This window comes from Psychromonas sp. KJ10-10, from assembly GCF_047323245.1.
Taxonomy (GTDB): Bacteria; Pseudomonadota; Gammaproteobacteria; order Enterobacterales; family Psychromonadaceae; genus Psychromonas.
The window spans coordinates 3,698,972-3,710,950 of record NZ_CP178826.1 but is presented as its reverse complement, the minus strand read 5'-3'; the positions used below and the strand labels follow the sequence as shown (position 1 = coordinate 3,710,950).

The following is an 11,979-nucleotide window of genomic DNA, read 5'->3' as shown; positions in this document are numbered from 1 at the left end:
ATTTAGTCAAAAACTTCTTGGCGATAGATGATTCTATCGTTACCTCGATATAAGCCGAAGGTGGCATTAGCCGAAGGGTTTTCATCATAGCTTTCATCAATCACAGACCAATCATATTTTAGCCATGAGGGGACATTTTGTTCAATCGTGATTGAGCCCCTGACATCTGCCCCGGGAGATTCCACGGTTAATTCACTTGTCTCTCCGCTAGTAAATAAACCAGAGCCTACAATATTAGGTGTTGTTGCAGGGGATAATTGATTATCTGTAATATTGGCATCCGTTGCGTTGAATGAGGTGAAGCTATCTTCGTTATTAATAACAAAGTAGCTTGCATTCCAATATTGAATCGACATGGGTATACGGATGTCTGAAATTTCAGGCCCGTAACTATTTTCCATGATCCAACGCCCGAAGCGAATCTCTAGCCCAAGGGGTTGCAAAGTCAAAATACCATTGCTTGTATCGCTATCAAGATCGGTTGCTTGAATATTATCGCTATCAGTCACCGAGTTTATCAGCAATTCAATATCCGAAGTAAAAGGTGCAATAAGAGAATTAGCATTACGTGTATAAACAAAATGATCGCTACTGTTATATTGGTATTTAAGCACACCAGGCGAGTATTCTGCGAATATTGGATTGTTTAGAGTTGCGTTTAGATCGACTTTATTTGTGGCATCCTTACCTAATTGGCTAGCATCCTGTGTTGGTGTATCTCGACTGATACTGGTTGCTAATAATTTAATAAAATCGCCAGTATAATTTAGTGTAGTGTTACCATCTTCGGATTTAGCTGTAATAGTAAATTCAGGCGCAGTTAAATAGGATATTTGTCCAAGCGAAGATGTTGTCGTTTGCATTTGTCCTGTATACACAAAAGGATTTCCACCACTCAATTCTCCATTATTTATGTCACCTAATTGATAATAATCAGGCGTAAACCTGCCGATACTTGCGCTTGTTGCTGGGGAAATAGTTTCCGTAAAGTAAAGGTTATTAGGCGCTGCAGTGATGCTAAAAACACCTACTTCAGAAATGCTTTGTGTACTTTCGTCATGAGAACCATTGTCAGCATCACTAATATCAATAGTGGAAATGCCTAATGATACTGGGTTACTAAGAGCTGGGGCAATATCGTTAACGGATAATGTTATGTCGTCCATTTGAAAATTAGGAGTGATAGTGCCATCAGCACAAGTCGCACTAACTGTCATATTGAAGTCTTCGCCTGTCTGCTTTAAAAGCACTGCAGTTTGCATCATTACTTGCGCAATTGGCGTTACTCTCCGTTGCCTCTACGACGAGTTGCGCAGGCACGCTGACAAATTGGTGTTCTCCTTCCATTCTTAAATCCGAGGCGCTACTACTAGAACTCTCATCATAACTGGCATTTAGCGTTAGTTGCCCAGCATCAGGATAAGTCACTTGGAATACTGCCTCACCGTTTGCATCAAAACTAATAGGAACAGCAGTACCTTCAGTATTTGCTAATGTGTAATCAGTTGAATTTTGCGTTAATGTGATTGATCGAGTACCAGTGCTTGGATTGTCAAAATCATTCCAAAATTTTAAGGTTTTATCGACACTGCTGAAACTAGGGACACATTGTTGGCTAGTGTCATCTTTACGTACTGCACTGATGGTGATTTCATCGGAAATAGCACAGGCGGTTTGTGTTGGAACGTCGAAAATAAAACCGCTATCAGAGAAACTCATGTCGCAACTTGTGCCTGTTGAGTCACTACATACAGTTGCATTGGATGCATTAATATTTTCATTTGCGATTGAAAGGGTAATTGTTTCAGCCGTAAAGTGGTTAAATGAGACTTCGCCGAAGCCGTTATCAAAAGTCACTGAGCTTTTAGTTTCTGTTCCTGATGATGCGCTGGTGGCTTGTAAATCTAAGGTGATTGATTCTGAACTCAAGCTATTACATGCACTATCAGTACAAGCTTTAATAGTGACTGATTCAACATTACAGGTTAAACCGTTCCCATCGTGAATGATTTCATAGTGATCTACTGCTGGTTCATCACAGGCATGCCTTTCTGCCATAATAGTATTGATTTGAGCAGTTGTTAGAGAACCCTCATAAATACGTACCTCATCTAGAAAGCCTTGGAAATCATAAGCTGTATTAATTGACCAGCCACCGATGCGGAATTCACTGTCTACTCGGGCTCGACTATTATTTGGTGTTCTTCGGCGTTGCGTCAGAGTTTGCTCGACACCATCAATGTAAATTCTGTTGTTTGTTACACTACCATTAGTAAATTCAACAGCGACATGATGCCAACTATTAGCTAATCCATTACTGGAAATGCCATATATATCACCATTGCCAGTATTGAAACCCATGTCTCCATTTACCATCCATATATCATGAATATACCAACCAATTGGCATGACATTATTGATACCATTCCATTTCATCCAAAATGTGACTGTTGTCTTTACTCCTGTTGTTGAGGTATCTAAAGGCAATCCTGTTACTTGAATTGAGCCACTACTCTGGCTAGCATAACCACAGGTGCCTGGATTACCAGTTAATGCGACTGGAGCATTTGTGGGAGCTGGATTAACAAGAGTAGAGTCTCTTAAGGGGTTCCATGAAAACCATTGCCACTACTATCAAGTATTTGATTGTTACTTCCATTCCAATTATCTTCTTCAAAACGGTATTCAGCTAATGGTGCCAACGTTTCAGGTATCGGACAAGTTCTAACACTGCCGTCATAACCTAACCCATTACTCTGATTTTTATATATTTCACTTACTTGATCAGCAGAAATAGCACTATCAAAGATTAATAATTCATCAATTAATCCGTTAAAAGCCTGTGAAGCAACAAAACGCCCGCCTACGCTGTCTTGTTCTTGACCTAAAATTAAACTGTCTATTTCGAGAATGTCTGCGGATTGGGTAATGCGACCCTGTAAGGCATTATCAACAAATAAACAACTTTGGGTGCCTGAACGGGTCCAGACCAAATGGTGCCATGTATCACCAGCAATAGAATCGATATTTAATGTGCCATTGTGTCGGTTTTGCAAATGTGGTTGAAACCCTGTGTTGCTGGTAAACCACATGATTAATTCGTTAAAACTTCCCGATGTTGCCCCAGATATAAAGCTTTGAGTAGAGGTTTTGGCTGTTTTAGTCCAGAGTGAAATTGTGAAATCAGTTTTGTTGTCTAGAATGCCGTTATCGAGAATGACATAATCCTCTGTGCCCGTGTCTGAAAGATCTACCGCATTACAAACCATTCCTTCTACTGGTTGTGCGCTTTTAGCTTGTCCATGAAAGTTGCCGATACTATCAATAACTTCATCGGCTTCATCGTTATATTGTATTTCGTCAAAGCGGAGCTCGGCTATAGGTTGATTACTACAACCATTTCCTATTAATACATCTGTTACATCTTCATAATATACTTTTGCATTATTGAGTACCGCTAACTTTGCTTCAACTGAAATGGCGCCAGTTAATTGAGCTTGCATTGTCATTTCTACGTTATTGCCATAAAGAGATGCTGATACTTTAGCGTTATCTGTCATTGATACTGTTGACCAATTTACAATTGCTAAGTCAGAAGCTAAGCCATTTCCATTGTCATAATTTAACTCTCCTTGATCTTCAATTACTAAATCCCCGTTAACATATAATGTAACAGGGCCTTCAATATTAACTTTTGCATTTGCACTAATAGTTAATTCATTAAACCAATAAATACCACTTTGGAGAGTGACTTCAGATTGTTCTAAAAAACTAGCGCTATTAATTTTATAAGGGGAGTTTTCAGAAAGGAATGTTAGGTTGGATCCTCTTTGAGCGGTTAATGTTTGTATATCAGAAACTGTAATTTCTACAGATTGGGAGTAGTTACCATTATTTGGGTATGTAGGGCTATCTCCTTCTGTAGTTGTTTGAAAATCGGGTAAAATAAAAGAGGGTGCTGGCACACCTGAAATAGTACAGGCAACCTCTCTTCCATTTACAGAACAAATTTCATTTCCGTTGTTGCTTTGATTATCCAAAATATCAAATGCTAATTCGGTGTTAATGGGGTTCATGATTCTACCCTGAGCACTGAAGCCGATAGTAGAATTTGTAGCATGCCCTTGAACAACGTCAGGAAAATAGATATTGCATGTTTCAGCAAAAACTTTTGTCATAGTAATGATGCAGATTACGCCCATTAATAATAAACGACTAATCATAAATAATACCTAACTTAAAAAACTATATGAGAGATGCATTTGCATGCATATTGACTGCTATAAGTTTATGGATTTTTATTTTCAATGTTTAATTGAGGTTACTTTGGCCTTGAATTCACCTTGGTGTAGGTGCACTGAAATTTCATCGTCTAGTTGTATGGTCGCCACATCGGTAGTTACTTTACCTTTTTCATCCTTAACAATAGCATACCCTCGCGCAAGCGTTGCAAGCGGGCTTACGGTATTCAATTGATTAATACTATTTTGTAGAGCACTTTCACTTTCTTTTAATTTAGTTTGCATCGCTTTCTTGAGGCGCGTTTTCAGTTGTAATTGATTTTGCAATGCAAGATTAATGGTTTGTTTCGGACTGTGTTGAAGCAAAGATGCTTTAAGTTGACTATCTTGACGTGATTTTGTGTTCAATAATGCACCCATAGCATGTTGTAGGCGCAGGTTAAGATCGTCTGCAATTAATGTTTGTTGTTGTAATTTATGTTTTGGATCTTGGGTTAATAGGTGTTTGGCTAATAAAGCCTGTTGATGTTGCTTTTGTTGTAACCTTGATTGCATCGCCATTTTTAAGCGAGTTAATAAAGTCTCCAGTTGTGTGCTAACAAAAGCTTTATTTTGGCTAACCAGTTCATTGCTTTGCAGAAGGTGTTGCGACACGAACATCGGCAACAAAATCACTGATGGTGATATCTATTTCATGACCAACGGCACTGATAATAGGTAATTGGCTATTAAATATGGCATGAGCAACAACCGCTTCATTAAAACACCATAAATCTTCTAAGGAACCGCCACCTCGTCCAACAATCAATAAGTCACATTCGTTCCGCGCATTAGCTAAAGTAATTTGTGATGCAACGGAGTCAGCACTACCAGCACCTTGTACTTGACTTGGATAAATAATTACCTGTAAACGAGGATCGCGTCGTTTCAAAACACTTAAAATATCATGTAGTGCGACACCCGTAGAAGAAGTAACAATACCGATACGTTTAATGATTTGTGGTAATGGTTTTTTATGTACTTCGGAAAATAAACCTTCAGTAGCTAGCTGACATTTTAATTGTTCAAATTGTTGTTTTAATAAACCATCACCCTCAGGTTGCATACTTTCAACAATAAGTTGGTAGTCTCCACGCGCTTCATAAAGACTTAACTTTGCGCGAACAAGTACCTGTTGACCATGCTTTGGCGTAAAACCTGTGCGTCGATTATTGCCTTTAAACATAGCGCAACGTACTGTCTGCACTATGATCCTTTAAGGTGAAGTACCAATGCCCGGAAACGGCAATGGTTAAATTTGATATTTCGCCCGATAACCATACGACACCTAAGCCTGTTTCTAAAAGTGATTTTGCTAGCGCGGTTTAGGTACACTGACACTATAAATATTACTGTTTTGAGTGTTCATTATGTTCATCGTTATCTGCTAAATAGGGGGAATACTAACACTAATATTTTTAAGAAAAAGAATGTATAATTAGCGATTTTTTAATTGTACTTGCATCACAAAACGATTAAAATGCATCCGCAATATCCTACCCAATAAATATTGGGTAATGGACAATCCTCCCAACTATAAGTGAGATATTGCAAATGCTACGAATTGCCAAAGATGCATTAACTTTTGATGATGTATTACTAGTACCAGCTCATTCGACTGTACTGCCAAACACTGCTGATTTAAAAACACAGCTAACAAAAACCATTCAAATGAATATTCCAATTCTTTCTGCTTGCAATGGATACAGTCACGGAAGCACGCTTTGCAATTGCATTAGCTCAAGAAGGTGGCATCGGTTTTATTCATAAAAACATGTCTATTGAGGTGCAAGCGGAGCAAGTTCGTCTTGTGAAAATCCATGAAAGTGGTGTTATTCTTTGCTCCTGTAACTGTTTCTCCAGATACAACCTTATTAGAAATAAAAGAACTAACTGAAAAAAATGGTTTTGCTGGTTACCCTGTTGTTGAATCAACGGGTGAATTAGTAGGTATTATTACAGGGCGTGATGTTTTATTTGAAACAGATTTAAATAAACCTGCTTCAGCAGTAATGACGCCTAAAACTCAGCTTGTGACAGCAAAGTCAGATACACCACGAGACGAAGTAGAAGCATTAATGCATAAACATCGTATCGAAAAAGTGTTATTAACCGATGATAACTTTAAGCTAAAAGGTATGATCACGGTTAAAGATTTCCGTAAAGCGGAACGTAAACCAAATGCTTGTAAAGATGAATTCGGTCGTTTACGTGTTGGCGCGCTGTTGGTGCAGGTGCTGGTAATGAAGAACGTATCGATGCATTAGTGGAAGCGGGTGTTGATGTGTTATTAATTGATTCTTCACATGGTCATTCACAGGGCGTGTTAGATAGAATTAAAGCAACTCGAGCTAGTTACCCAGACTTACAAATTATTGGCGGAAATATCGCAACAGCTGAAGGTGCAAAAGCGTTAGTAGAAGCTGGCTGTAGCGCAGTAAAAGTAGGTATCGGCCCTGGTTCTATTTGTACTACACGTATCGTAACCGGTGTAGGTGTACCACAAATAACTGCTATTTCAGATGCGGTTGATGCACTTGAAGGAACAGGTATTCCGGTTATCGCTGATGGTGGTATTCGTTTCTCTGGTGATATTGCTAAAGCACTAGCGAGCAGGCGCATCATGCGTAATGATGGGTAGTATGTTTGCGGGTACTGAAGAATCTCCTGGTGAAATTATTTTATATCAAGGTCGTTCATACAAATCATACCGTGGTATGGGGTCACTTGGTGCTATGTCTCAAGGTTCATCGGATCGTTACTTCCAAAGTGATAATGCAGCCGATAAATTAGTACCTGAAGGTATTGAAGGACGTGTTGCTTATAAAGGTAAAGTAAAAGAGATTATTCATCAACAAATGGGTGGCGTTCGCTCTTCAATGGGGCTAACGGGTTGTGCAACCATTAAAGAAATGAATACTAAAGCGATGTTTGTGAAAATTACCAGTGCCGGAATGGGTGAAAGCCATGTTCATGACGTAGCAATCACGAAAGAAGCGCCAAACTATCGCTCAGCAGGCTAGCTTTTATTGTAACGACTCAGGTCGTCGCCATTTAAGCTTACTTCTGCGTTGGGAAATGCTCATTTAAAGCACTAAACTGCGCTTTCCCGCCTTGAATTAAGCAGAAATGGCTTAGCCCTAAGCCGTTACGCTATTCAAATTCATAAGAGTTTGAAAGTAATGTATTAAATTACAATAGAATTAATGAAATTTTAAAGAGGGTTTACTCCTCTTTTATTATTTTTGAAAGGATAAAAAATGATTACTAACATCCATGAACAACGCATCTTAATTTTGGACTTCGGTTCTCAATACACTCAGTTAATCGCGCGTCGTATCCGTGAAATTGGTGTGTACTGTGAGCTTTGGAGCTGGGATGTTTCAGAAGAAGACATTAAAGAGTTTAACCCTAACGGTATTGTATTAGCGGGGGCCCTGAAAGTGTTACTGCGGAAAACTCTCCTCGTGCACCAGAATATGTGTTCACTGCTGGTGTACCTGTTTTAGGTATATGTTACGGCATGCAAACCATGTCTAAACAACTTGGTGGCGAAGTCATTAAAGGCGAAGGTGAAGGCGAATTTGGTTATGCTCAAATTGAAATGCAAACTCCCTCTGAGTTATTCAAAGCGATTGAAGATGCTGTATCTCCTGACGGTAAAGCATTATTAGATGTTTGGATGAGTCATGGTGATAAAGTTTCAGCTATTCCTGAAGGTTTTGTTACGGTTGCTAAAACGGCAACTTGTCAATTCTGTTGCTATGGCAAATGAAGAAAAACGTTTTTACGGTGTTCAATTTCACCCTGAAGTAACTCACACTCGTCAAGGAGAGCGTATACTTTCGCACTTTGTTAAAGATATTTGTGGTTGTGATGGGCTTTGGACATCCGCTTCAATTATCGAAGATGCCGTTGCACGTATGAAAGAGCAAATCGGTGATGATGAAGTTATCCTCGGTTTATCAGGCGGTGTTGATTCATCAGTGGTAGCAATGTTATTACAACGTGCTATCGGCGATAAATTGACCTGTGTATTTGTTGATAACGGTTTACTTCGTCTCAACGAAGGCAAACAAGTGATGGAAATGTTTGGTGATCATTTCGGATTAAATATTATTCACGTCAATGCTGAACATCGTTTCCTTGAGCAAATGGCTGGTGTGGATGATCCTGAAGCGAAACGTAAAATCATCGGACGTGTATTTGTTGAAATTTTTGATGAAGAATCAAAGAAACTGTCTAATGCAAAATGGTTAGCACAGGGCACGATTTACCCTGATGTTATTGAATCGGCGGCATCGAAAAATGGTAAAGCACATGTTATCAAATCTCACCATAATGTTGGTGGATTACCAGATGATATGGCAATGGGCCTAGTTGAACCTTTACGTGAATTATTTAAAGATGAAGTACGTAAAATTGGCTTAGAGTTAGGTTTACCTTATGACATGTTATACCGTCACCCATTCCCAGGGCCTGGCTTAGGTGTGCGTGTATTAGGTGAAGTTAAAAAAGAATACTGTGATTTATTACGTCGCGCAGATGCAATTTTCATTGAGGAATTACATAAAGCAGACTTGTACCATAAAGTGAGTCAAGCTTTTGTTGTGTTCTTACCGGTTCGCTCAGTTGGTGTTATGGGGGACTGTCGTAAATACGATTGGGTTGTTTCACTACGTTGTGTTGAAACCATTGACTTTATGACTGCTCGTTGGTCACATCTTCCTTACGAATTAATTGGTCATGTTTCTAATCGAATTATCAATGAAATTGATGGCATTTCTCGTGTTGTTTACGATGTGTCTGGTAAGCCACCTGCAACTATAGAATGGGAATAAGCCTTCTATTGGTTGTAATTAATTTTTAATAAAGCGCTCTCGGAGCGCTTTTTTTCACCTTTTTTTAGAGTTTAAACTAAATATCACAGATTCAAAGATGAATTTTTAGTCTTTTTTACTGTACTATGCGACTCTTTTAATGTGGAGGAAGTCATGTCAATAATTGTTGAAGTATTGGGTTGGACAAGTGTTGCTTTTTATATTTTATTATTATTGTTCAATGGTATGAAAAACATGCGCTTAGCTTCCTTTTTATCGGTTGCGAATGATGTTGTTTGGGGATTTATGATAGGTGTTTTGCCCAAAGTATTATTAAATTTAATTGTGGGGAGTGTTACTTTTTATCGTTATCTTTGTGATTTTACCGATGCTTCAAAAAAGCTTATCAATACAGTACTTGTATTGATGATTATTGGCTTAGCTTATTTTGTTTATTTTGTCGCTAACGATTATCTTGCTAATCCGTCATTAGGTTTGTTGTTGACTTGGTTTGATTTTGTGATCATTTTAACGGCACTAAGTGTTAAAAATATACGAGTATTTCAATTGTTTATGCTGTGTTCTGCATTTGTTGGTGGTTATGCTTACTTTTTATTAGGCATTGAACAGATGATAGTGATTAAAGTAATAGTCGCCTGTATAACCGCTTATAAGCTGTTTATTCATCCAAAGTATCCTGAGCTTGAAGGAAAAATTATATTCTGGAAACAAACCTAGAATCTGTTTGTTTTCTCTGTAAAATGAATACTAATCATATTTTTATAAAGGTTATTTAATGCGTCTTTTTTTCTGGTATTACTTTGTGTCTTTGCCCTAGAGCAATACCATCTATGGTGGGGGAAAAATGGGATGAAAGAACACCATCAACTTGAAAATGCGGTGATGTTGGCAAAGCAAGGTAATAATGATTTAATGAAACGAAATAATATGATGTTTTCTGAAATAGATGATCTGAAAAGTGGTTCAGAAGCTATTGAAGAGCGTGCTCGAAATGAATTAGGGCTAGTAAAAGAGGGAGAAACTTTTTTCGTATAATACCAAAAGAATAATAAGACATAAAAATGGAAATATAATGATTAAAAGAAATTTATCAGTTGTTATCCCTGCAGCTGGCATTGGACAGCGAGTAGGGGCTTCTGTCCCTAAACAGTATCTTTCAATATTAGGTAAAACCATTATTGAACATAGTTTGACCCCTTTTTAGAGCACCCAAGTATTACCCGTGTCATTGTTTCATTAGCTAAGAATGATCAGTGGTTCAAGGCTTTACCCATCGCTCAACATCATAAAATAGAAACCGTTATTGGTGGTAAAGAGCGTGTTGATTCTGTTTTAGCGACTTTAAATATTCTTTCCCCTGATGATTATGTCTTGGTGCATGATGCGACTAGACCTTGCATTAATGGGGAAGATATTAATAAACTTATAGATGCGGTTGAACAACATCAGCAAGGCGCTATTCTCGCCTGTAAAGTACGCGATACCATGAAGCGTAGTGATCAATCCAATAGTATTACTGAAACGGTAGAACGAAATAATCTTTGGCATGCATTAACACCACAAATGTTTGTTAACCAGCAACTTATTGATGCAATTACTGCCAATTCCTGTTCTCAAAAAATCACTGATGAAGCTTCGGCATTAGAAATGTCTGGAGTACCTGTCATGATTATTGAAGGACGTTTCTGATAATTTAAAAGTTACTCGAGAAGAGGATTTAAGCTTAGTCGCTTTTTACCTTTCTCAAGGAGAGTTGAAATGATCCGTATTGGTCATGGTTTTGATGTACATAAATTTGGTGGTAATGGGCCTATTACGATTGCTGGGATTAAAATCCCGTATCATCAGGGCTTAGTGGCTCATTCTGATGGTGATGTAACCTTGCATGCCTTATCTGATGCTATTTTGGGATCGCTTGCTCTGGGCGATATTGGCCATCATTTTCCAGATAATGATGAAAAGTACGCTGGTATTGATAGCCGTGAATTATTAAAAGAAGTTTTTCAACTAGCCTTAAATAAAGGTTATCAAATAGGTAATATTGATCTTACTATTGTTGCTGAAGCACCTAAAATGGCTCCTCATATTAGCGCAATGCGAGCACAAATTGCCTCTTTAGTTGAAACCGACATTGATAACGTTAATGTTAAAGCGACAACCACAGAGAAACTAGGATATATTGGTCGTAAAGAAGGCATCGCAACACATGCTGTTGTTATATTATTAAAAAGAGTTATTCATGAATAATGAGCAAGTTGCAGAGCAAATTTCGACACAGCAAAAGCAAACCTTCAATTTAGACTTTAACTATTTATATGGTAAACCAAAGAGCAGTGGTCGATATAAACAAACCTGTGAAGATTTCATTGTAAAGGAAGAACTAGGCTTTGAGTTAACGGGTGAAGGTGAACATGTTTGTCTTTGGGTACAAAAAATAGGTGAAAATACTCAATATTTAGCAAAGCAATTAGCAAAGTTTGCGGGCATTGCAAAGACGTAATGTTAGCTATGCGGGTTTAAAGGATAGACAAGGTGATACTTGGCAGTGGTTTTCTCTGCATATCCCAGGCAAAGTAACACCTGATTTTTCTTTGTTTGAATCACCTGGGGTTAACATTCATAAAGTAATTCGCCATCATAAAAAAATAAAAACGGGTGCCTTAGCTGGTAATCACTTCTCGATTACTTTGCGAGAAATAACGGATAAAGTTGCACTTGAGTTAGCGATTGAAAAAGTCAAAAAAGGTGTGCCAAATTATTTTGGTGAGCAACGCTTTGGTTTTGATGGTCATAATGTCAGTGCTCGCAGTTTCTATGTTTTCAGGGCGTAAAATTAAAGACCGTTTTAAACGTGGTAT

9 protein-coding genes and 4 pseudogenes are annotated in these 11,979 nt (G+C 38.1%); 8 read left to right on the top strand and 5 right to left on the bottom strand.

What is annotated here, in order from left to right:
• Nucleotides 1-2: 2 nt before the first annotated feature.
• From ACLKMH_RS21330 to xseA, 5 genes and pseudogenes are all read right to left on the bottom strand, one after another.
• Nucleotides 3-1,250, bottom strand: a complete 1,248-nt coding sequence (locus ACLKMH_RS21330) for a DUF6701 domain-containing protein (RefSeq protein WP_413699862.1) — start codon at nucleotides 1,248-1,250, stop codon at nucleotides 3-5.
• Nucleotides 1,207-2,487, bottom strand: a complete 1,281-nt coding sequence (locus ACLKMH_RS21325; protein ID WP_413699861.1) for a DUF6701 domain-containing protein — start codon at nucleotides 2,485-2,487, stop codon at nucleotides 1,207-1,209. The genes ACLKMH_RS21330 and ACLKMH_RS21325 overlap by 44 nt, the downstream gene beginning before the upstream one ends.
• Before the next feature lie 113 nt (nucleotides 2,488-2,600).
• Nucleotides 2,601-4,223 carry a LamG domain-containing protein gene (locus ACLKMH_RS21320; RefSeq protein WP_413699860.1) on the bottom strand — a complete coding sequence of 541 codons (1,623 nt, stop codon included), beginning with the start codon at nucleotides 4,221-4,223 and terminating at the stop codon, nucleotides 2,601-2,603.
• Nucleotides 4,224-4,304: 81 nt separating this feature from the next.
• A complete protein-coding gene (locus ACLKMH_RS21315) occupies nucleotides 4,305-4,895 on the bottom strand; it encodes an exodeoxyribonuclease VII large subunit (protein WP_413699859.1) in 591 nt (196 codons plus the stop codon).
• Nucleotides 4,867-5,545: pseudogene (gene xseA / locus ACLKMH_RS21310) on the bottom strand (exodeoxyribonuclease VII large subunit). Before xseA ends, ACLKMH_RS21315 begins: the two are co-directional and overlap by 29 nt.
• A gap of 289 nt (nucleotides 5,546-5,834) precedes the next feature.
• Between xseA and guaB the strand changes: the two are divergent.
• From guaB to truD (ACLKMH_RS21270), 8 genes and pseudogenes are all read left to right on the top strand, one after another.
• Nucleotides 5,835-7,303 (top strand): annotated as a pseudogene (guaB, locus tag ACLKMH_RS21305) (IMP dehydrogenase).
• Nucleotides 7,304-7,540: 237 nt separating this feature from the next.
• Nucleotides 7,541-9,121: pseudogene (guaA, locus tag ACLKMH_RS21300) on the top strand (glutamine-hydrolyzing GMP synthase).
• Nucleotides 9,122-9,274: 153 nt separating this feature from the next.
• Entirely contained in the window at nucleotides 9,275-9,838 is a 564-nt protein-coding gene (locus ACLKMH_RS21295) for a phosphopyruvate hydratase (protein WP_413699858.1), read from the top strand.
• Nucleotides 9,839-9,910: 72 nt separating this feature from the next.
• Nucleotides 9,911-10,156, top strand: coding sequence for a cell division protein FtsB (gene ftsB / locus ACLKMH_RS21290; protein WP_413702432.1), 246 nt, complete (start codon nucleotides 9,911-9,913; stop codon nucleotides 10,154-10,156).
• A 37-nt stretch (nucleotides 10,157-10,193) separates the two neighbouring features.
• Nucleotides 10,194-10,810 (top strand): annotated as a pseudogene (gene ispD / locus ACLKMH_RS21285) (2-C-methyl-D-erythritol 4-phosphate cytidylyltransferase).
• Between the two features lie 69 nt (nucleotides 10,811-10,879).
• The gene (gene ispF, locus ACLKMH_RS21280) at nucleotides 10,880-11,368 is read left to right on the top strand and encodes a 2-C-methyl-D-erythritol 2,4-cyclodiphosphate synthase (RefSeq protein WP_413699857.1); all 489 of its coding nucleotides are present in this window, start codon (nucleotides 10,880-10,882) and stop codon (nucleotides 11,366-11,368) included.
• Nucleotides 11,361-11,621 carry a tRNA pseudouridine(13) synthase TruD gene (gene truD / locus ACLKMH_RS21275; protein WP_413699856.1) on the top strand — a complete coding sequence of 87 codons (261 nt, stop codon included), beginning with the start codon at nucleotides 11,361-11,363 and terminating at the stop codon, nucleotides 11,619-11,621. Before ispF ends, truD (ACLKMH_RS21275) begins: the two co-directional genes overlap by 8 nt.
• Complete coding sequence (gene truD / locus ACLKMH_RS21270) at nucleotides 11,608-11,952, top strand: tRNA pseudouridine(13) synthase TruD (protein WP_413699855.1); 345 nt, start codon at nucleotides 11,608-11,610, stop codon at nucleotides 11,950-11,952. The genes truD (ACLKMH_RS21275) and truD (ACLKMH_RS21270) overlap by 14 nt, the downstream gene beginning before the upstream one ends.
• The last annotated feature ends 27 nt before the right edge of the window (nucleotides 11,953-11,979 follow it).